Origin of the sequence: Mycobacterium sp. 852002-51057_SCH5723018 (assembly GCF_001667035.1) — a bacterium.
In the GTDB taxonomy this organism is placed as follows: domain Bacteria; phylum Actinomycetota; class Actinomycetes; order Mycobacteriales; family Mycobacteriaceae; genus Mycobacterium.
The window spans coordinates 1-20,986 of the sequence record NZ_LZIR01000088.1; the positions used below are offsets into that span (position 1 = coordinate 1).

At 67.2% G+C, this 20,986-nt stretch carries 19 protein-coding genes and 1 pseudogene; 9 read left to right on the plus strand and 11 right to left on the minus strand.

Annotation, left to right across the window (positions count from 1 at the left end):
• From A5764_RS29480 to A5764_RS18830, 3 genes are all read right to left on the minus strand, one after another.
• Window positions 1-99, minus strand: a 99-nt coding sequence (locus A5764_RS29480; RefSeq protein WP_369807342.1) for a hypothetical protein, incomplete at its 3' end; no start/stop codon positions are given.
• A 94-nt stretch (window positions 100-193) separates the two neighbouring features.
• The gene (locus A5764_RS18825; RefSeq protein ID WP_067115381.1) at window positions 194-1,270 is read right to left on the minus strand and encodes a diacylglycerol kinase; all 1,077 of its coding nucleotides are present in this window, start codon (window positions 1,268-1,270) and stop codon (window positions 194-196) included.
• Window positions 1,271-1,306: 36 nt separating this feature from the next.
• Window positions 1,307-2,098 (minus strand): SDR family oxidoreductase, encoded by a 792-nt coding sequence (locus A5764_RS18830; protein ID WP_067115384.1) that lies wholly within the window; start codon window positions 2,096-2,098, stop codon window positions 1,307-1,309.
• Window positions 2,099-2,378: 280 nt separating this feature from the next.
• Between A5764_RS18830 and pstS the strand changes: the two genes are divergently transcribed.
• Genes pstS through pstA form a run of 3 tightly spaced genes read left to right on the plus strand, consistent with a single transcriptional unit; the run spans window position 2,379 to window position 5,462 of the window.
• Window positions 2,379-3,494 (plus strand): phosphate ABC transporter substrate-binding protein PstS, encoded by a 1,116-nt coding sequence (pstS, locus tag A5764_RS18835; RefSeq protein ID WP_067115387.1) that lies wholly within the window; start codon window positions 2,379-2,381, stop codon window positions 3,492-3,494.
• An 11-nt stretch (window positions 3,495-3,505) separates the two neighbouring features.
• The gene (pstC, locus tag A5764_RS18840; protein ID WP_067115390.1) at window positions 3,506-4,498 is read left to right on the plus strand and encodes a phosphate ABC transporter permease subunit PstC; all 993 of its coding nucleotides are present in this window, start codon (window positions 3,506-3,508) and stop codon (window positions 4,496-4,498) included.
• Between the two features lie 49 nt (window positions 4,499-4,547).
• Window positions 4,548-5,462 (plus strand): phosphate ABC transporter permease PstA, encoded by a 915-nt coding sequence (gene pstA, locus A5764_RS18845; RefSeq protein ID WP_067115392.1) that lies wholly within the window; start codon window positions 4,548-4,550, stop codon window positions 5,460-5,462.
• Window positions 5,463-5,480: 18 nt separating this feature from the next.
• On the opposite strand, the gene A5764_RS18850 is transcribed toward pstA, so the two are convergent.
• The 3 genes from A5764_RS18850 to A5764_RS18860 all read right to left on the minus strand — a co-directional run bounded on the left by A5764_RS18850 (window position 5,481) and on the right by A5764_RS18860 (window position 8,900).
• Complete coding sequence (locus tag A5764_RS18850) at window positions 5,481-6,410, minus strand: Ku protein (RefSeq protein ID WP_067115394.1); 930 nt, start codon at window positions 6,408-6,410, stop codon at window positions 5,481-5,483.
• Window positions 6,411-6,564: 154 nt separating this feature from the next.
• Entirely contained in the window at window positions 6,565-7,482 is a 918-nt protein-coding gene (locus A5764_RS18855; protein WP_067115397.1) for a carbohydrate kinase, read from the minus strand.
• Entirely contained in the window at window positions 7,479-8,900 is a 1,422-nt protein-coding gene (locus tag A5764_RS18860; RefSeq protein ID WP_067115531.1) for a mannitol dehydrogenase family protein, read from the minus strand. The genes A5764_RS18855 and A5764_RS18860 overlap by 4 nt, the downstream gene beginning before the upstream one ends.
• 90 nt (window positions 8,901-8,990) lie before the next feature.
• On the opposite strand from A5764_RS18860, the gene A5764_RS18865 reads away from it, so the two are divergent.
• Together A5764_RS18865 and A5764_RS18870 are read left to right on the plus strand one after the other, a co-directional pair.
• The gene (locus tag A5764_RS18865; protein ID WP_067115400.1) at window positions 8,991-11,267 is read left to right on the plus strand and encodes an ATP-dependent DNA ligase; all 2,277 of its coding nucleotides are present in this window, start codon (window positions 8,991-8,993) and stop codon (window positions 11,265-11,267) included.
• A complete protein-coding gene (locus tag A5764_RS18870) occupies window positions 11,264-13,201 on the plus strand; it encodes a fumarylacetoacetate hydrolase family protein (RefSeq protein ID WP_067115403.1) in 1,938 nt (645 codons plus the stop codon). Before A5764_RS18865 ends, A5764_RS18870 begins: the two co-directional genes overlap by 4 nt.
• A gap of 15 nt (window positions 13,202-13,216) precedes the next feature.
• Here the strand turns inward: A5764_RS18870 and A5764_RS18875 are convergent, their stop codons facing one another.
• Window positions 13,217-14,131 carry a class I SAM-dependent methyltransferase gene (locus tag A5764_RS18875; RefSeq protein ID WP_067115406.1) on the minus strand — a complete coding sequence of 305 codons (915 nt, stop codon included), beginning with the start codon at window positions 14,129-14,131 and terminating at the stop codon, window positions 13,217-13,219.
• Between the two features lie 83 nt (window positions 14,132-14,214).
• Here A5764_RS18875 and A5764_RS18880 point away from each other — a divergent pair, with 83 nt between their 5' ends.
• Entirely contained in the window at window positions 14,215-15,012 is a 798-nt protein-coding gene (locus A5764_RS18880) for an enoyl-CoA hydratase/isomerase family protein (protein WP_197501631.1), read from the plus strand.
• A gap of 3 nt (window positions 15,013-15,015) precedes the next feature.
• Here A5764_RS18880 and A5764_RS18885 read toward each other — a convergent pair whose 3' ends face one another.
• From A5764_RS18885 to A5764_RS18900, 4 genes are all read right to left on the minus strand, one after another.
• Complete coding sequence (locus A5764_RS18885; RefSeq protein ID WP_067115412.1) at window positions 15,016-15,882, minus strand: TIGR03619 family F420-dependent LLM class oxidoreductase; 867 nt, start codon at window positions 15,880-15,882, stop codon at window positions 15,016-15,018.
• A gap of 88 nt (window positions 15,883-15,970) precedes the next feature.
• Window positions 15,971-16,744: an STAS domain-containing protein gene (locus A5764_RS18890; protein ID WP_231989752.1), complete on the minus strand. Its 774-nt coding sequence runs from the start codon at window positions 16,742-16,744 to the stop codon at window positions 15,971-15,973.
• Window positions 16,745-17,090: 346 nt separating this feature from the next.
• A complete protein-coding gene (locus A5764_RS18895; protein WP_231989754.1) occupies window positions 17,091-18,071 on the minus strand; it encodes a DUF4873 domain-containing protein in 981 nt (326 codons plus the stop codon).
• 224 nt (window positions 18,072-18,295) lie between these two features.
• Window positions 18,296-19,201, minus strand: a complete 906-nt coding sequence (locus A5764_RS18900; RefSeq protein ID WP_067115415.1) for a diiron oxygenase — start codon at window positions 19,199-19,201, stop codon at window positions 18,296-18,298.
• Between the two features lie 152 nt (window positions 19,202-19,353).
• On the opposite strand from A5764_RS18900, the gene cobF reads away from it, so the two are divergent.
• The 3 genes and pseudogenes from cobF (at window position 19,354) to A5764_RS29490 (ending at window position 20,986) form a co-directional block, all read left to right on the plus strand.
• Window positions 19,354-20,118, plus strand: coding sequence for a precorrin-6A synthase (deacetylating) (gene cobF / locus A5764_RS18905; protein ID WP_067115418.1), 765 nt, complete (start codon window positions 19,354-19,356; stop codon window positions 20,116-20,118).
• 4 nt (window positions 20,119-20,122) lie between these two features.
• A pseudogene (locus A5764_RS29485) lies at window positions 20,123-20,365 on the plus strand (DNA-formamidopyrimidine glycosylase family protein); the annotation flags it as partial.
• A 150-nt stretch (window positions 20,366-20,515) separates the two neighbouring features.
• Window positions 20,516-20,986, plus strand: a complete 471-nt coding sequence (locus A5764_RS29490; RefSeq protein WP_231989755.1) for a zinc finger domain-containing protein — start codon at window positions 20,516-20,518, stop codon at window positions 20,984-20,986.

Here is a 20,986-nt window from a genome sequence, read left to right on the forward strand (position 1 = left end):
GACGAACGCCGGCCCGAGCAGGTACCAGCTCGTTTTGAGCGAGGCCTGCGTGCTTTGCGCCAACGTATCGACCCTCGATCCACGTCCCCGAATAGAAATGCGAGGTTAGCCGAACCGCCCGCCCCGCAGCCATTCGCGGGTTACCAACGACGCCCTGCGCTACGCGGCGGTGCTGCTCAGCCCCTCGCCCCGGTCACCCGGGAACGTAGAGCCCCCGACCGGTGACCAGCGGCAGGTCCAGGGTCGTGACGATGCCCGGCGGGGCGGCCACCACCGCGGGGATCGCGTTGACCACCCGCATCGCGGTGGCGACGAGCCCGGCGTGGTTGTGATCGCCCAGTCGGCTGCTCAGGCAGATGTCCATGGCGTATGACGGTTCGCCGGTCAGCTCGATGCGGTAGGAGCCGCCGGGCTGAGCCGGCTGCGGCCAGTCGGGGCACAGGTCCTCGCGCAGCCGGGTGACGTGTTCGAGGGCGACAACGGGATCGCCGTTGACCATTCCGAACACCTCGAACCGCAGCGCCGCGGCGGTGCCCTTGGCGATGTGCCCCGATGCGATGTCGAAGTCCTCGGGTGCCGGCTCGCGGACGTATTCCTCGGCGACCGAGTCGAGCGAAAGGCCAAGGCCCGCCGCCAGTTGCCGGACAACCGACCCCCACGCCAGGCTCAGCACTCCCGTCTGCAGCAGCATCGGGATCTCGTCCAGGGGCTTACCGAAGCCCATCACGTCGAACATGACCGCGGCGCTGTTGTAGGTGGCGTAGTCGACGATCTCCATGCAGCGGATCTGCTGGATGTTCTGGCAGGTGCCGGCCAAGGCCAGCGGCAGCAGGTCATTGGCGAAGCCAGGGTCGATCCCGTTGACGTAGAGGCTCGAATTGCCTTTGCGCGCCGCATCTTCCAGCGGCTTGATCAACTCTTCGGGAATCACCTGCCACGGGTACTGGAGAAAGACCGGCCCGCTGCCGACGATGTTGATCCCGGCCGACAGGACGCGTCGATAGTCCTCCAGGGCCTCGGGCAGCCGGTTGTCGGCCAGGGCGTTGTAGACCGCGCATTCCGGCCCGGTGGCCAGCACGGCTTCCAGGTCGGTGTTGGCGAACACGCCGGTCGAATCCTCAAGGCCGGCAAGCTCCGCCGCGTCCTTGCCGGCCTTGGCGTCCGATGACACCCACACGCCGGTGAGCTCGAACTCCGGGTTGGTGATCAGCGCTTTGAGCGCGTGGACGCCGACGTTGCCGGTGCCCAATTGAACGACGGATATGGCCATTTACGGCCTCCTTAGCGGTCTTCGGTGGTCTTCAGTTCACAGGTCCGGCACGGGAATGTCGAGGTTGGGGAAGGTGAGCCCGCCGTCGACCTCCAGCGTCTTGCCGGTCAAGAAGCTGCCGGCGGGCGACGCCAAATAGACTGCGGCAGCTGCGATGTCGACGGGATCGCCGAGGCGGCGCATCGGCGTGACCTTTTCCATCGGTGCCCGCAGCTCCTCGTTGGAGGCCACCACGTCGAGCGCGGAGGTCAGGATCGACCCCGGTGCGATCGCGTTGACCCGGATGCGGGGGCACAGATCCAGCGCGGACAGCCGCGTGTAGTGCGACAGCGCGGCCTTCGCGGTGCCGTACGCGGCGAAACCGCGTCCCGCCAGCCGGCCCATGGTGGAGGTGATGTTGATGATGCTGCCGCCACCGGAGTGCTCCAGCATCAACGGCACCGCCGCGACGGTGAGCGCGTGGGCGGTGGCGACGTTGAAGGTGAATGCGTCCTTGAGGTCCTTGGTCGAAGTGGTCAGCAGGGTGTTGGGCATGGTGCCGCCGACGTTGTTGACGACGATGTCTAGTTTTCCGAAAGCCTCGACCGCTTGACCGGCCAGCTCCGCGGTCGCCTCCGGATGGGCCAGGTCCGCGGCGACGGCGTGGGCCCGTCGGCCGGTGGCACGGACCTGTTCGGCGACGGCGTCTAGTTGCGATTGTGTGCGCGACGCGATGAGGACATCGGCGCCTGCCTCGGCAAACGCCAAGGCGATGGCGGCGCCCAGGCCGCGGCCGCCCCCGGTAATGACGGCGACTTTGTCGTCCAGACGGAACCTGTCAAGGATCATTGCGGCCTCTCTATTTGAATTGTCGGCGAAACGGTAGCAAGCCTCGTCGGCCGGGATCGCGGCATTTCTGAAACAGGTTCTAGTTTGTCATAACGGCGCGACAATGCGACACCCCCAACGCTCGCCAGTGCGGCGCCGGTCGTTCGGCTTGAACGCCGGACAGAATTCGCCGAACGTTAACTTTGTTACTGTTAGCTTCATGGCTGCGAGAGATGACAGGTTGACGAGCCGCAGCCACCGGCAGCGGCGGATGTTTCATCCCTACTGTTAAGGAACTGAATTGAGACTCAACCAATTTGGCGCCGCGCTGGGTGTCCTGGTCAGTGCCGCGCTGGTGTTGTCCGGATGCGGAAATGACAACAACAAAGCCGCGGGAGGAAGCGCGTCGACGAGCGCCTCGGCGGGCAAAGTGAGTTGCGGCGGGAAGAAGACACTGAAGGCCAGCGGGTCGACGGCGCAGGCGAACGCGATGACCCGGTTCGTCAAGGCGTTCGAGCAAGCCTGCCCGGGCCAGACCCTCAACTACACGGCGAATGGTTCCGGCGCCGGAATCAGCGAATTCAACGGCAATCAAACCGATTTCGGTGGCTCGGACTCACCGTTGGCGCCGAACGAGTACGCGGCGGCGCAGCAGCGCTGCGGGTCGCCGGCGTGGAACTTGCCGGTGGTGTTCGGTCCGATCGCGATCACCTACAACATCAACGGCGTTAGTTCGCTGACTCTGGATGGTCCGACCGCGGCCAAGATCTTCAACGGTGCCATCACCACCTGGAACGACCCGGCGATCGCAAACCTCAACGCCGGTGTGACGCTGCCCGCGGAGCCGATTCACGTGGTGTTCCGCAACGACCAGTCCGGGACCACGGACAACTTCCAGCACTACCTCGATGCGGCATCCAACGGCGCGTGGGGCAAGGGCGCCGGAAAGACCTTCAACGGTGGCGTCGGTGAGGGTGCCAAGGGCAACGACGGCACCTCGGCGGCGATCAAGGCCACCGAAGGATCGGTCACCTACAACGAGTGGTCGTTCGCCAAGGCCCAGAACCTGAATATGGCCAAGATCATCACCTCGGCCGGTCCCGACGCCGTCGCGATCAGCGCCGACTCGGTCGGCAAGACGATCTCCGGCGCCACCATCAAGGGGCAGGGCAACGACATGGTGCTCGACACCAACTCGTTCTACAAGCCCACGCAGGCGGGCTCCTACCCGATCGTGCTGGCGACCTACGAGATCGTCTGCTCGAAGTACCCCGACTCTCAGGTGGGCACGGCGGTTAAGGCTTTCCTGCAGAGCACCATCGGCGCCGGCCAGAATGGCCTGGCGGACAACGGCTACATCCCGATCCCGGACTCGTTCAAGTCCAGGTTGTCGGCTTCGGTCGACGGGATCGCCTGATCCGGGATGTCATGACGCGCGGAGTACTCGCCAGTCCGTCGACCGGAATTCAGCCTGCGCTGAAGGCGACTAATCCGCACAGGGCGCGGCGGGGCGACCGACTGTTCAAGTTGGTCGCCGCCGCGGCCGGTTCCACGATCGTTCTCGCGATCCTGCTGATCGCGATATTCCTGCTGGTTCGCGCCGTGCCGTCATTGCGCGCGGACCACGCGAATTTCTTCACCAGCGCGGAATTCAACACCACGAAGGCCGAGCACCTGGCGTTCGGTATCCGCGACCTGTTCATGGTCACGGTGCTGAGTTCGGTCACCGCACTGGTGCTGGCCCTGCCTATCGCGGTAGGGATCGCGGTGTTTCTCACCCAATACGCGCCCAAACGGCTCGCGCGGCCGTTCGGTGCGATGGTCGATCTGCTGGCCGCGGTGCCGTCGATCATCTTCGGCTTGTGGGGAATTTTCGTGCTGGCGCCCAAAATCGAGCCCGTCGCGGAATTTCTCAACCGGAACCTGGGCTGGATTTTCCTTTTCAAGCACGGCAACGTCTCCCTCGCCGGTGGCGGCACCATCTTCACCGCCGGCATCGTGCTTTCGGTGATGATTTTGCCGATCATCACCTCGGTGTCGCGAGAGGTGTTCCGGCAGACGCCGCGCATTCAGATGGAAGCGGCCCAGGCCCTGGGCGCCACCAAGTGGGAGGTAGTGCGGATGACCGTGCTGCCGTTCGGCCGTAGCGGGGTCATCGCGGCGTCGATGCTGGGATTGGGCCGCGCGCTCGGGGAAACCGTGGCGGTGCTGATCATCCTGCGCTCGGCGGCCCACCCGGGCAATTGGTCGCTGTTCGATGGCGGCTACACCTTCGCGTCCAAGATCGCTTCGGCCGCATCCGAATTCAGCGAACCGTTGCCCACCGGCGCCTACATCGCCGCCGGATTCGCGCTGTTCGTCCTGACGTTCATCGTCAACGCCGCCGCCCGCGCGGTCGCCGGTGGAAAGGTCAACGGATGACCGGCGCCGGCGACGATGCAGAGCGAAGCGATGGGGAGGAGTGGCGCGCATGACCTCGCTGACGCGCACCGACGCGTTCGACCGGCCGGTCAAGCCGGAGCTCTTCAGCCATCTCAGCCTTCGGCGGCGATTCGCAAACAGCGCCGCCGCAACGTTTTTCCTTGCCTCGTTCGTCGTGGCCCTGGTGCCGCTGGTATGGGTGCTGTGGGTGGTGGTGCAACGCGGCTGGTATGCCGTCACCCGCTCGGGCTGGTGGACCCACTCGCTGCGCGGCATCCTGCCGGAGGAGTTCGCCGGCGGCGTATACCACGCGGTGTACGGAACGTTGGTGCAAGCCGGGGTGGCCGCCGTGCTGTCGGTGCCGCTGGGGTTGATGACCGCGGTCTTTTTGGTCGAATATGGCTCCGGGCGACTGGTGCGGGTGACGACGTTCATGGTCGACGTGCTCGCCGGGGTGCCCTCGATCGTGGCGGCGCTGTTCGTCTTCAGCCTCTGGATCGCGACCATGGGATTCGAGCAGAGCGCGTTTGCAGTGTCGCTGGCGCTGGTCCTGCTGATGTTGCCGGTGGTGGTGCGCTCCACCGAGGAGATGCTCCGATTGGTGCCCGACGACCTGCGCGAGGCCAGCTATGCCCTGGGCGTTCCGAAATGGAAGACCATCGTGCGGATCGTGTTTCCCATCGCGGCGCCGGGGATCGTCTCCGGGGTGCTGTTGGCGGTCGCGCGCGTGATCGGCGAAACCGCCCCGGTGCTGGTCTTGGTCGGTTACAGCCACGGCATCAACGTCGACATCTTCCACGGCAACATGGCTTCGCTGCCGCTGCTGATCTATACCGAACTGACCAACCCGGAGCGCGCCGGGTTCCTTCGGATCTGGGGCGCGGCACTGACCCTGATCATCATCGTGGCCGCGATCAACCTGGCGGCCGGGGCGTTCCGGTTCATTTCCAGCCGGCGGCGCTAAACGCGCCGAGGCCCACGGTCAGGATTTCGACGCCGCTTTGGAACGGGCCTTCTTCGCCGGTGCCTTCTTGGCGGTCGTTTTCGCGGGTGCCTTCTTGGCCTGCGAACCAGCCGCAGCCTTCTTGGCGGGCGCCTTCTTCGCCGGCGCCTCGCCGTCGCCCGAGCGCGCCTTCACGCTGGCCTCCAGCTTGGCCAGCAGGTCGGAGACGTCTTCGGTCTCGTCCAGTTCCTTCGGCTGCTCCTCGGTCGTAAAAGCCTCACCACCTTCGAGTTTCGCTTCGATCAGCTCCTGCAGCTGCTCTTGGTAGGTGTCGTGGTAGCGGTCGGGGTTGAAGTCGTCGGCCATCGACTCCACCACCTGCCCGGCCATCTTGAGCTCGGCCGGCTTGATGTCGACCTTCTTGTCCAGCACGGGGAAGTCGGGGTCGCGGATCTCGTCGGGCCACAACAACGTGTGCACCACCATCACGTCGCGCTTGCCGAAGTCCTTGACGCGCAACGCGGCCAGCCGCGTCTTATTACGCAGTGTGAAGTGAACGATCGCCATCCGATCAGTCTCCGCGAGCGTCTTGGCCAGCAGCACATAGGATTTCGACGACTTCGAATCCGGCTCCAGGAAGTAACTGCGGTCGAACATCATCGGGTCGACCTCGCTGGCGGGGACGAACTCCAGCACCTCGATCTCGCGGCTGCGCTCTTCGGGCAAGGTGGCGATGTCGTCGTCGGTGATGATCACCATCTGACCGTCGTCGGATTCGAAGGCGCGCGCGATGTCGCGGTATTCGACGACCTCGCCGTCGATCTCGCACACCCGCTGGTATCGGATGCGACCGTTGTCCTTGGCATGTACCTGACGAAACTTGATGTCATGATCCTCGGTCGCGCTATACACCTTGACCGGGACGTTGACCAGCCCGAACGCGATCGAGCCCTTCCAGATGGAGCGCATGTAAGTCAGTATGCCCATACTTTTCGGCCGCGTAACAGCGCGCCCCGGCCCTTGCCGCCCAACCGAGTGTCCGCGGGCGTAACGGCGCTGCGAGCTTCCGCTGAGTATTTCGCCGTGCGGTTACGCTCGCGAACAGTGACGGCATGTGGAAAGGCTATGGCCCCCAGTATGACTGACCGTTGAGCGCGGCCCGGTCGGGCAGGTCGGCACCGGCACGGCCGACCGTCAGCGCCGCCGACAGGCTGGCCGCCTCCAGCACCGCCGTCAGCGCGTCGAGCCCGACCCGGCCCAAATCGGCGCGCCGGCCGGCGCCCAACAGATCCAGCCCCCACAGCGCGTCGAGCAGGCCGACCATGAACGCGTCACCCGCTCCCACCGTGTCCACCACCGCAACCGGCCTGGCGGCCACCTCTGACTCGCCGGCCGAGCAGAACGCCACCGCGCCGCGATCGCCCCTCGTCACGACGACCATCGCGGGGCCCGACGCCAACCAACCTCGGGCAGTCCACTCGGGTTCGTGGTCGGGATCGATCCAGCTCAGGTCGTCGGCGCTGGCCTTGACGACGTCGCTGCGCTCGACGAGGCGGGCGATCCGTTCGGTGGCCAGGTTCCAGTCGGTGATCAGCGACGGACGTACGTTGGGGTCGAAGGTGACGGTGGCCGATGTGCGATAGGTGTCGAGCAGCGCCGCGACGGCCAGGCACCCGGGCTCTCGCACGCCGGCGATCGAGCCGGTGTGCACGAACAGGGGCGGCCCGACTTCGGGCGTACCGGAGAGCCGCCACTCCAGGTCGAAGCTATAGGCCGCCGAGCCGTCGTCGGCGATCGTCGCGAAGGCCGTCGGCGTCCGGCTTGCGGACATGCTTCCCGGAACTAGCTGTGCCCCAGAGGATTTGACGTATTCGGCGATGCGGCGGCCGGGCTCGTCGTCGCCGATGTGGGTCAAGAAGTCGACATCGCGCCCGAGCCTGGCCAGCCCGACGGCAACGTTGAGCGGGCTGCCGCCGACATGCTCGGCGCGGCCGTCGATGATGTCGATCAGCGCTTCACCGATCACCAGCCCGCGGGTCATCCGATCGCCCCCTCGTTGTGCAGCAACACCTCCAGCGTCGCCCGCGCCCCCCGAGCATGCAAAGACTCCAGCGCCCAGCCGTAGGCCTCGACAAAGCGGGGCACCCGGGCCAGATCCCCGAACAGCGCCGCGTTTTCGATGAAGGCCGTGGGACGTTGCCGCTGCGTGCGCGCGAGCGGCACCAGCGAGTCGGCCAGATTGTCGACGATCTCGATCGGCTCGCCACGCTCGTCGACAGCCTCGGCGTAGCGGGCCCAGCTGGCGACCGTTGCGGACGCCAGCCGGATGGGCCCGCCGGTGTCCAGGTTGTCGCGGATCACCGGCAGCAGCCATTTCGGGATGCGATCCGAGGAATAGGCGCACAACCGGGCCACCGTGTCGCGCACACCGGGGTTGGCGAAGCGTTCGATGAGGCCGCGGGTGTAAGCGCGCAGGTCGATGCCGGGGACTGGCCGCAGTGTCGGGACCGCCTCGGAATCGAAATAGGCAAGCAGGAATTCGACCAGCAGCGGGTCACGGGCCGCGTCGTGCACCATGCGATACCCGCACAGCACGGCGAAGTAGCAGAGACACTGATGCCCGGCGTTGAGCAGCCGCAGCTTCATCGCTTCGTACGGGCCCACGTCGTCGACCAACAGGACACCGGCCTCGTCCAGCGGCGGCCTACCGTCGGCGAAGTCATCTTCGAGCACCCATGCCGCGAACGCCTCGGCCACCACCGGCCACTGGTCGGCGACACCGTAGTCGCGCTCCACGGCGGCCACGACGTCCGGGGTGGTGGCCGGGGTGATGCGGTCGACCATCGAACTCGGGAAGCGGGCCTGCTCCGCAATCCAGTCGACGAGGTCGGGACGCAGCAGTTCGGCATGGGCCATGACGGCCCGCCGCGCGACCTCGCCGTTGTGCTCGACGTTGTCGCAGGACACGATCGCCGGCGCGGCGATACCGCGGTCGCGGCGCCGGGCCAGGGCCTCGACGATCAGGCCGAAGACGGATCCGGGGTCCGTGGCCTGGTAGCCGCCCTCGGTGATGGTCATCGACACGATGCGGGTCGTCGGTGCGGCCAGCACCTCGATCGTGGCGAGCGGGTCGTCGGGGGCGTAGCGGTAGTCGACGATCGAGCCGATCACCCGCGCGTCACGTCCCCCGTCGGGGCGTTCGAGGATCAGCGTGTACAGGCCGTCCTGGGCGCGCAGCACGTCTCTCATCCGGCGGTCGGCCGGCATCACCCCGATGCCGCAGATGCCCCAATTACGCGCCAGGCCCCGCTCGAGCAGCCGGTCGATGTACGTCGCCTGGTGGGACCGGTGAAATCCGCCGACCCCGAAATGCGCGATGCCCACCGCCAGGCTGTCGCGGTCGTAGCTTGGCGCCGCGAGCGGTAGCCGCCCCAGGGTGGCGCTGTTCAGGCGAACCACGGTGTCGACGGTACCGGCGGGCTTCAAGGTGCCGAAGCTTTCAGGACGCCTTCGTCGTCAACCGACCCGTGAACGACGTACGTTGACACCATGGGCACTGTGTCCACCGGGGCGGAGCAGCGGGTCAAGCTGACCAACGCCGACAAGGTGCTGTATCCGGCGACGGGCACGACCAAGGCCGACATCTTCGACTACTACACCCGCATCGCCGAGGTGATGCTGCCGCACATCGCCGGACGCGCGGTCACCCGCAAGCGCTGGCCCAACGGCGTCGGGCAGGAGTCGTTCTTCGAAAAGCAGCTGGCGTCGTCGGCGCCCGACTGGCTGCCGCGGGCCAGCGTCGCCCACCGGTCGGGAACGACGACCTACCCGATCATCGACAGCGCGGCCGGACTGGCGTGGATCGCGCAGCAGGCCGCGCTCGAGGTGCACGTGCCGCAGTGGCGGTTCGTCGCCGAGTGGACGCGCAGCAACGCCGAAGAGCTCAAGCCCGGCCCGGCAACGCGATTGGTGTTCGACCTGGACCCGGGCGAGGGCGTGACGATGGCCCAACTGTGCAAGGTGGCGCACGCTGTGCGGGACCTGATCACCGGTATCGGGCTGACCACCTTCCCGCTCACCAGCGGCAGCAAGGGCGTGCACCTGTACGCGCCGCTGGACGAGCCGGTGAGCAGCAGGGGTGCCACGGTATTAGCCAAACGCGTTGCGCAGCAATTGGAAAAGACGATGCCCAAACTGGTCACCGCGACCATGACCAAGAGTCTGCGGGCTGGCAAGATTTTCCTGGACTGGAGCCAGAACAACGGCTCGAAGACTACCATCGCGCCGTATTCGCTTCGTGGGCGCGAACATCCGACGGTCGCCGCACCCCGCACCTGGGAGGAACTCGAGGACCCCGCCGTGCGCCAGCTGCGCTACGACGAGGTACTGGAACGGGTCGCCCGCGACGGCGATCTGCTGGCGGCGCTGGACGCGGACGTGCCGATCCGCGATCGGCTGACCAAGTACCGCAGCATGCGTGACGCGTCGAAAACTCCAGAGCCGGTGCCGCCCTCCAAACCCGTCGTCGGCCAAGGCAACACCTTTGTCATCCAAGAACATCACGCCCGCCGGCTGCATTACGATTTCCGGCTGGAACGAGACGGTGTGCTGGTGTCGTGGGCGGTGCCCAAAAACCTGCCCGAGACCACATCGGTGAACCACCTGGCGGTGCACACCGAGGACCATCCGCTGGAATACGGCACGTTCGAGGGCAACATCCCCAAGGGCGAATACGGCGCCGGCAAGGTGGTCATCTGGGATTCCGGCACCTACGAGGCCGAGAAGTTCCTCGAAGACGAGGTGATCGTGAATCTGCACGGCAGCCGGATCTCCGGGCGCTACGCGCTGATTCAAACCAACGGCGACCAGTGGCTGGCGCACCGGATGAAGGACCAAAACGTCTTCGAATTCGACAAGGTCGCGCCCATGCTCGCGTCGGAGGGTTCGGTGTCGGCGCTCAAGGCCGGCCAATGGGCTTTCGAGGGCAAGTGGGACGGCTACCGGGTGCTGGTGGAGGCCGACCATGGCGCCCTGCGAGTTCGGTCCCGGCGCGGCCGCGAAGTCACCAACGAATATCCCGAACTTCGTTCGCTGGCAGCCGATCTGGCCCAACATCACGTCGTGCTCGACGGCGAGGCTGTCGTCCTGAACAAGTCGGGCGTGCCCAGCTTCAACGCGATGCAGAACCGGGGCCGCGGCACCCGCGTCGAGTACTGGGCGTTCGACCTGCTCTACTTGGACGGCCGTTCGCTGCTGCGCGCGCGCCACCAAGACCGGCGAAAACTGTTGGAAACGCTTGCGATTGGAAGCAATCTGGTCGTTCCCGAACTGCTGCCGGGCGACGGCGCGCAGGCCCTGGAGCACTCACGCCAACACGGCTGGGAGGGCGTGGTCGCCAAGAAGCGCGACTCCACGTATCAGCCGGGCCGGCGTTCGGCGTCGTGGATCAAGGACAAGAACTGGAACACGCAGGAAGTGGTCATCGGCGGCTGGAAGGCCGGGGAAGGCGGGCGCACCAGCGGCATCGGCTCGCTGCTGATGGGCATCCCCAGTGACGGTGGGCTGCGGTTCGCGGGGCGCGTCGGCACCGGGTTCACCGAACGTGATCTGGCGAACCTGAAGAAGACGCTGGCGCCGCTGCACACCGACCAATCGCCGTTCGACCCTCCGCTTCCCAGGAGCGAAGCCAGGGGTGTGACGTACGTCGAGCCGGTGCTGGTCGGGGAGGTGCGCTACAGCGAGTGGACCCCGGATGACCGGTTGCGCCAATCGAGTTGGCGCGGGCTGCGGCCGGACAAAAAACCAAGTGAGGTGGTGCGCGAGTGAAGTGGGTGACCTACCGGGGTCCGGACGGCGAGCGCACCGGCGTGCTCTCCGGCGACACCATCCACGCGACGCCACCGGGCGTGACGCTGCTCGACCTGGTCGGGCGCGGTCCCGACGGGCTGCGCCAAGCCGGTGAGGAGGCGTTGCGTTCGCCGTCGGAGGCGCTGCGGCTCGGCGAGGTGAGCCTGATGGCGCCGATACCGCGCCCGCCGTCGATCCGCGACTCGCTGTGCTTCCTGGACCACATGCGCAACTGCCAGGCGACGCTGGGCGCCGGCCGGGTGCTCGCCGACACCTGGTACCGCATCCCGGCGTTCTACTTCGCCTGTCCCGCAACCATTTTGGGGCCTTACGACGACGCCCCGACCGCCCCCGGAACCGCTTGGCAGGACTTCGAATTGGAGATCGCCGCCGTCATCGGCGCCGGCGGCAGGGATTTGACTGTCGAGGAGGCCGATCGGGCCATCATCGGCTACACGATCTTCAACGACTGGTCCGCCCGAGACCTGCAGCAGATGGAGAGCCAACTTGGGATCGGGCAGGGCAAGGGCAAGGACAGCGGCGTCACGCTGGGCCCTTACCTGGTGACCCCCGACGAGCTCGAGCCGTACCGGCGGGACGGCAGGCTCGACCTGCAGGTGACCGCGCTGGTCAACGACACGGTGATCGGTTCGGGGTCCACCGCCCAAATGGATTGGACCTTCGGGGAAGTCATCTCTTATGCCTCGCGCGGGGTGCCGCTGATCCCCGGCGACGTCATCGGCTCGGGAACGGTGCCCACCTGCACCCTCGTCGAGCACCTCAGCCTGACGGCGCTGGAGTCGTTTCCCGGCTGGCTGCGCGACGGCGACGTCGTCACGCTGCGGGTGCAGGGGCTGGGGGAGACCCGCCAGACCGTCCGCTCCAGCGGCGCGCCGCATCCGTTGGCGCCGCGGCCCAACCCCGACGGCGCCGCCGCCGCCGCCCGGGTCAACCGGGCGCCCGCCAAGCTGCCCTACACCCGCGGCCTGCACGAGGTGGCCGGCCGGGTGTGGGCGTGGACGCTGCCGGACGGGGGCTACGGCTGGAGCAACGCCGGGCTGGTCGCCGGCGAGGGGGCCTCCCTGCTGGTCGACACCCTGTTCGACCTGGCGCTGACCCGCGAGATGCTCACCGCGATGAAGCCCATCACCGATGGCGCGCCGATCACCGACGCCCTGATCACCCACTCCAACGGCGACCACACCCACGGCAACCAGCTGCTCGACGCCTCGGTGCGCATTATCGCCGCGCGGGGCACCGCCGACGAGATCGCGCATGGCATGGCCCCGGAGATGCTGGCGATGGTGCAGACGGCCAACCTCGGCCCGGTGGCAACCCCGTACACGCGAGATCGCTTCGGCCACTTCGACTTCAGCGGCATCAGAGTGCGCAACGCCGACCAGACCTTCGACCGCGAACTCACCGTCGAGGTCGGCGGGCGCCGCGTTAACCTGCTGAATCTGGGCCCCGCCCACACCGCCGCCGATTCCGTGGTGCACGTGCCCGACACGGGGGTGTTGTTCGGCGGCGACCTGCTGTTCATCGGCTGCACCCCGATCGTGTGGGCCGGCCCGATCGCCAACTGGGTCGCGGCCTGCGACGCGATGATCGCGCTGGACGCCCCGACGGTGGTGCCCGGCCACGGCCCGGTCACCGATCCCGATGGGATCCGCGCCGTGCGAGGCTATCTCGCGCATGTGGCCGAACAGGCCGAGGCCGCCTATCGCAAGGGGCTGTCGTGGTCGGAGGCCGCCGACACGATCGACCTCGGCGAGTACGCGACCTGGCTGGACGCCGAACGCGTCGTCGTCAACGTCTATCAGCGGTATCGCGAACTCGACCCGCAGACCCCGCAACTCGAGGTAATGGCCCTGCTGGTGATGCAGGCCGAATGGCTGGCCAAACGGTCGTGACGACCGCGCGACGACCTAGGGGCGCACGGCCCGCACGAAGCGGATCGTGCTGGCCGGCGCTTGGTCGACCTCCTGCAACTCGGGCAGGCCGGCGGCGGCGAAGAGGTCGGGGAGGTCGAATGTGGTCGTCTCCCAGCCGCTCGCGCCCAGGTGTGCAGCGACGTCGGTGTGCTCGCCGGGATAGGTCAGCTCGGAGATGTCTAGGTCCAGTCCCAGCTCACGCCAGCGGTCGGTCATTCGCTGCGCCTGCTCCCGCTCCTCCTCGGATTGTCCGGCGACCTGCCCGTAGTCGGCGGCGAATCGGCTGCCCTCGCTGGACAGCGGCGTGATGGAGTCCAGCAACCGAACCTCGGCCTCGGGCGGAAGGAACCCGATGAGCACACCCTCGGCCAGCCACGCCGTGGGCTGAGCCGGGTCGAAGCCCGCCTCCTGCAGCGCCGCCGGCCAGTCTTCGCGCAGATCGATTCCGACCGTGCGGAGCTCGGCGGTCGGGGCGGCACCGATGTCGGCCAGCGTCGCCGTCTTGAACGCGATGACCTCCGGCTGGTCGATCTCGTACACCGTCGTCCCGGCCGGCCATGACAGCCGGTAGGGGCGGGCGTCCAACCCGGATGCCACGATGACGACCTGGCGCACGCCCGCCTTGCCGGCCGCGGCGAAGTAGTCGTCGTAGAACCGGGCGCGGGCGGCGAACGTGTCGATCATTCTCGGGAAACCGACCCCGTCGTCGGCGTCGACGGCGTCCAGCTCGCCGGCGGCGATCCGGGTGAACAGGTCGATGCCGACCGCCCGCACCAGCGGCTCGGCGAACGGGTCGTCGATCACGGCCCCGGCGCGCCGGGCCGCGGCCGCCCGTGCCGCGGCGACCATCGTGGCGGTGGCTCCGACGCTGTTGGCCAGGTCCCAGGTGTCGCCCTCGGTGCGTCCCATGTTTTCTCCTTCTGTCGCAGGCAAGACCACCGTAGGCGCGACAGGTAAACGCCGACGTCGCTTACGGTTCTGCTATGCCCGCAGTGGAATTGAAAACCCTCGAAGACAACATCGCCTGCATCACGCTGAACCGGCCGGAGCGGCTGAACGCAATCGACGGGGCGCTGATCGACGGCGTGGACGACGCCCTGGATGTGCTCGGCGGCGGCCAGTTCCGGGTCGCGATCCTGACCGGCGCCGGACGCGGCTTCTGCGCGGGCGCCGACCTGAGCGGCACCGGCGAGCCGTGGACCAAGCCCAAACCGACCACCGCGCCGTTCAAGGTCAACTACGACTCCCAGGTTCGCCTGGCCGAGCTGTTCACCCGGATTTACGAGCTGCCCATCCCGGTGATCGCCGCGGTCAACGGCGTCGCGGTCGGCGGCGGGCTGGCCTTCACGCTCGTCAGCGACATCCGCGTCGCGTCCGAACACGCCCGGTTCGGGTCGGTGTTCATCAAGGCCGGCTTCTCGTCGATGGACATGGGCACCAGTTACCTGCTGCCGAAGATCGTCGGCGCGGGGGTGGCGCGTGAACTCATGTTGACGGGCCGCATCATCGACGCGTCGGAGGCCTACCGGATCAAGCTGGTGCACGAGGTGGTGGCGGCCGACGACCTGATGGCCGCGGCGCTCAGGATGGCCCGTTCGATCGCGGAGAACAACGCATATGGCGTGTGGCAGACCAAGATTGGGCTCAACGCGGCGCTGGATGCGCCGAGTTTGCGGCATGCCATCGAATTGGAGAACCGCACTCAGATCCTCAGCGGCTTCACCAACAATCCGCTCGAGGCCGCCACGGCGCACCGGGAGAAGCGGGCCCCGAAGTGGGACCCGCTGTGACGGTTAGAGTTTCGCGATCACGTTCTCGGCGAACATCTCCAGGTTGCGGATCTTCTTATCGAGCGGCTCGGTGTCGTCCCCCTTGATGTAGGGGATGCGGAAGCCGACGATGACGTCGGTGACGCCTTTGTCCTCGAGTCGCTTGATGCCGTCCAGGGTGTAGGCGTCGGCCGAGATGACGTGAATCTCGAACGGGCCCGTCTCGCCCTCTTCCTCGCGAAGTTGCTTGAGCCTGGCCAGCAGCCGGTCGAGTTCCTCGGGGTCGCCGCCACCGTGCATCCATCCGTCCGCGCGCGCGGCGCGGCGCAGCGCAGCGTCGGCGTGGCCGCCGATCAGGATCGGAATCGGCTGGGTGGGAGCCGGGGTCATCTTGGTCTTCGGGATGTCGTAGAACTCGCCGTGGAATTCGAAGTACTCGCCGGTCGTCAGGCCCCTGATGATTTCGATGCATTCGTCCATCCGCTTGCCGCGCTTGGCGAATGGGACGCCCATCAGCTCGTAGTCTTCGGGCCAGGGGCTGGTGCCGACACCCAGCCCCACCCGGTTGCCGATCAGCGCGGCCAGCGAACTGGCCTGCTTGGCCACCAGCGCCGGCGGCCGGATCGGCAGCTTGAGGACGAAGAAGTTGAACCGCAGCGTCGACGTCACCGCGCCCAATGCCGCAGTGAGGACGAAGGTTTCGATGAACGCCTTGCCGTCGAGGAATTCGCGGTTGCCGTCGGGCGTGTACGGATATTTGGAGTCGGACTCGAAGGGGTAGGCGATGCTGTCGGCGATGGTCATGCTGTGATACCCGGCGGCCTCGGCCGCCTTAGCCAACGGGATGTAGTACGTAAAGTCCGTCATTGCCTCCGCATAGCTGAACCGCACGTCATCCGCCTTCCTTGGGTGCCCCTTACCCGACACTAGAACGTGTTCTAGTTTTACTCGCGCTCGGGGCCCCGAACAAGAAGGCGGGTTACAGCTGGTTTTCTGGGCCGATGACCGCCCACACCGTCTTGCCCGACGAGGTGGGGGTGCTGCCCCACGCGCGCGACAACGCGTCCACGATCGCCAGGCCGGACACGTCGATGCCCTTGTCCGGCGACGGCAGCCGTACGGCCGGGGTGGTGCTGCCGTCGGCGACCGCGATGGTCGCGCTCGCGCCGTCGGTTTCCACCCGCATCATCGGGACGCTGGCGGTGTGTTCCAGCACGTTTTCGATGAACACGTTGACCACCACCAGCGCGACGGGAATCAGTGCCGACTGCGACCACGCGGTGAGCCACTCCCGGACCAGGCGGCGGGACTCCCGCAGGCTGGTGAGATTCGCGGGCAGCTCGGCATCGGCGTGCCGAAGGGTGCGACGGGCGAGCCGATCGAGCGCCTTCATTGCCCCCTTTTCGGTCGCATACACCGGCATGAAGCGCGAGACCTCGCTGTGGCTGATGGCGTCGCGGGTAGCGCGATCGGTGCACACCAGAATGATCGGGACGTGGGGCTGAGTGCCAACCTGCCAGCGCGCCCCGATGAAGGTTGACCAGGCCGATTTGGCGGGCACTTGGAGCGCGGTGACATTGACTATGACGGCGGAGGGCTCTTCGAGGGTGGCCTGCATGATGATGTCGCGCAGCACCGCGGAGTTGCTGTTGTTGAGCTCGCCTTCGACGGTCAGCACGACCATCGATTGATCGGTCCGACTCGCAACCGCCAGCGAGCTCGGCGACTCAGCTAACGAGCTCACCGCAGTCACCCCCTTCTCCGCAGGGCTTTATCCTCGCCGATCGGGAACCGCAAACCAATAGTTTGCGAGTCGGGGTGTCGCAGCCGCAATTCGGGCGCCCGGATGCCCCATGCGGCCGCCAACAGGCGCGACGTCGTATTGCGCGGCACCCGACCCCCTCGGCGTCAAGCCGTCCAAGCCCAGAAGAGAGCGGCATGGGTAACGGGATGTGGTGTTCGGCCGCATCACGTGCACGCACCGGGGTACCCCCTTCGCCTTTTGTGGCCAACCGCCGGTGTGGGGTGAATTCAGACTATTCCGATTACCCGAACGCAGCGCCAGGCAAACGCGAATTGACGCGGCCGGCGCCGTTGGGTCAGCTCAGCGCGTACGGCGGAGCGCCCACTCCGGCGACCGTATGCGTGCCCCACGGGGTTTGTTCGACGATGCGGGCCGGCGCACTGCGCGCGCCGACGGTCAGCGTCGCGGTCCTTGTCTGCTTGAGCGCCTCGTCCGGCACCGAGCTGAAAACCGTTCCCTGCCAATGGTATTGCCCGTCGATCGGGTCCAGGTGGCCCGCGAGCCGGACCCGCACCGAGTGTTCGGCGCCGGCGATCGCCAGTGTCGCGGCGCCGTCGTAGGTGTCATCATCCGCGGGTGCGTTCGAGGAAAGGTCGAAGGTCGACGACGCCCGATGTGGCTGGGCGGGCCGCACGTTGATCCGCTCGTTGAACACCTGATGGGTGCTGCGCCGCACCTCGATGCGGGTGCTGGCGGTGCGCTTCAGGAGGCCTACGCACTCCGCGATGTAGCGTGCTTGCGCGCCGGTGTCGGGCCCGGTGAGGAAGAAGTAGTTGGGGAAGCCGTGGAACGCGACCCCGAAGTAGGGCTCCATGCCGTCGCCCCAGGCCTGCCGGATCGTCAACCCCCCCGCACCGATCAGCGTCCCGTCAGGGGTGTCGTGCGGAATCGCGAACCCGGTGCCGTAGACGATGGCGTCGGCGTCATGCTCGACGCCGTCGGTGGTTCGGATGCTCGACGGGGTGATCGCGGCGATCGCCGATGCCACCAGTGCGGGTCCGTTGTCCGGAGTCGGCCGCAGGCGGCGGCGTAGCCAGCGTCTGGCGCGGGTGGCCGGCAGCGGCAACTCGTCGACGATCCGGCGCGGTGGGTGCGCGAAGACGGTGACCGACGCCGCCGATTGCATCAGGCGCGGCACCCAGTGACCGGCGGCGGCGTCGGTGCCGATGACCGCGACGCGCTTACCGGCCGCTTCGAAATGGCGGTCCCATGCCGCGGCGTGAAATGAATCGCCCAGGAAGTCGTCGCGTCCGGCGATATCGGGCAGCCAGGGCACCTGCACCGGTCGGTCGGCGGCGATGACGACACGAGCCTGCACCACCGCGCCGCCGGCCGTCGTCAGCAGCCAGCTGTCGGTGTCGTCGTCGAACCTGGAACTGAGGACCTCGCGGCCCGATGCGTTGTCGAGCGTCACCACGTCGGAGGCGCCGGTGGCCCGCAGCGCCTCGAGTGCGCTCTGGCCGCCGTCGCCCGCGCCGATGACGACGATCGGCGTTTGGGTCACAGGAACCTGCTGCGCTTCCAGCCGCGGCGAGCGATCGGGCCCATCAGGCCCACCTCGGTCAGAAACGCCGCCAGCGGCGCGAAGCCGGCGACCTGCGTCTCGCGGCGGTGCGGGCTGGTACGGGCGATCTTTCGGGCCCGCTTCGCGTCCAGGCCCGCCCGCGCGTACGGGATCGGATTGCTGAACAAGTAGTTGAAGAAATACCCGCCGAGGCCGTTGATGTTAGCCATGAACCAGCGGTTCAAGCGCGGCATTTCGGCGGCGCGTTTGCGCGCGCCGTCGCGGGCGAACTGGATGTGGCGGGCCTCTTCGGTGACGTGAATCCGCATGAGCCGCTGGATGATCGGCTGCAGCTGCGGGTCGTCCATCATCTGCCGTTGCAGCGAGTCGAAGATCTCTTCCCCGATCAGGGCCGCTACCCACAGCATCGAGCCGCGCTGGAACGCCAGCGGCAAGGCGTTGATGATCCACCGGTGAAACAGCCGCGGGCGCACCGGCTTGGCGCCGATGCGTTCAATGGCCTTGCCGAACATCACCATGTGGCGGGTCTCGTCACCGAGCTCGGTCAGCTTGTAATGCGTCGACCGACTGGTGGGGTCCTCGTGCAGGATCGTGCGCAGCAACGATTGGTTGAGCATGTTCTCGAACCAGATGCCGGCCGACAGCGTGTTGACCAGCTCCTGGCGGGACAGCTCGACCTGCTGCTCGCGGGTCATCTCGTCCCACATCGGGGTGTTGTACAGCGACACGAGCCGCGGCGGGAGATAGAACTTGTCCGGGTCCAGCGGGGCGTCCCAGTCGATGTCGACGACGGGCTCGTAGGACTTCTTGACCGAGCCCTTCAGTAGGCGATCGGAGAACTCTTCACGACTCGGGCCACCTGACTTCACCGCTGTAGTCATGACGCGCTCCTCCTCATCGCTTCGCAATGCATCGTCGCTGCGCGCGTCATGGCTGGCGTCCCTTCGTTGGGTACTTCAGGCGGTACCCATGGTACTGGGTACTTTGGGGTGTCGACTAGGCCCTTCAGGTTTCGATTCGGTTGACTGGCATCGTGGGTCGGCACATTCACGTCATCGGCATCGGCGCCGGGAACCCGGACTACCTGACTATTCAGGCGATCCAGGCGCTCAACGACACCCAGGTGTTCTTCGCCATGGACAAGGGGGAGGCGAAAAGCGCTCTGGTCGCCTTGCGCCGGGAAATCTGCGCGCGGTTCATTCGGGAGCCCGGATATCGCTTCGTCGAGCTGCCCGATCCCAAACGGTCGACCCCCGACAACACGCAAGTCGATTACCGCGGGGCGGTTGCCGACTGGCACGCGGCCCGGGCGCGGGTCTGGGCGCAAGCCATCTCCACCGAGCTGGGTCCCGACGGGGTGGGCGCCTTCCTGGCCTGGGGCGACCCGTCGCTGTACGACAGCACGCTGCGCATCCTCGATGCCATTAAGGTCGATGCCGCCGAACTCGACTTCACCTTCGACGTCATTCCCGGGATCACCGCGGTGCAGGCGCTGACGGCTCGGCACCGCATCCCGCTCAACGAGGTCGGCGAACCGGTGCTGATCACCACGGGCAGGCAGCTGCGCCAGCACGGACTGTCGGGTTCCGCTGTGGTGATGCTCGACGCCGAGTGCTCGTTTCGGGCGTGCCCGCCGGAAACCCGGATCTGGTGGGGGGCCTATCTCGGCACCGCCGACGAGCTGCTGGTGACGGGCGCCGTCGGCGAGGTCGGGCCGCGCGTCGTGGCGGCCCGGGCCGAAGCCCGTGCGCGGCACGGCTGGATCATGGACACGTATTTGCTCAGAGCGGCAGACTGAAGGCGTGCCCGAACTTCCCGAGATCGAAGCGCTGGTCGACCATCTGCGGCGCCATGCCGTCGGTTCGACGATCGGTCGCGTCGACGTCGGCGCCCTCTCAGTCCTGAAAACCTTCGACCCGCCCGTCAGCGCCCTACACGGCCAGGCTGTCACCGGCGCCCAGCGATGGGGCAAGTACCTGGGGCTGGAAGCCGGACCGCTGTTCCTGATCGCCCATCTGTCGCGCGCGGGCTGGTTGCGGTGGTCCGACAAGCTGGCCGCGGCGCCGCTGCGTCCCGGCAAAGGCCCGATCGCGTTGCGGGTGCACCTGGGCACGCCAGGTGAGGCGCCCGGCTTCGACCTCACCGAGGCCGGCACCCAGAAGCGGCTGGCGGTGTGGCTCGTCGACGACCCGAAGCTGGTGCCCGGCATCGGCGCCCTGGGCCCGGATGCGCTGGAGCTGGGCCCCGATGACCTGGCCGGGGTGCTGTCCGGCAACACCGGCAGGATCAAGACCGTCATCACCGACCAGAAGGTGATCGCCGGCATCGGCAACGCCTACAGCGACGAAATCCTGCACGTCGCGAAGATCTCGCCGTTCGCTACCGCCGGCAAGCTGTCCGACGAACAGCTCACCGCCCTGCACGACGCCATGATTTCGGTGCTGACCGACGCCGTGAGCCGCTCGGTCGGTCAGGGCGCGGCCATGCTCAAGGGGGAGAAGCGCTCCGGTTTGCGGGTGCACGCCCGCACCGGGTTGCCGTGCCCGGTGTGCGGGGACTCCGTGCGTGAGGTGTCGTTCGCGGACAAGTCTTTTCAGTACTGTCCGACGTGCCAGACCGGCGGGAAGGTGCTGGCCGACCGGCGCATGTCGCGGCTGCTCAAGTAG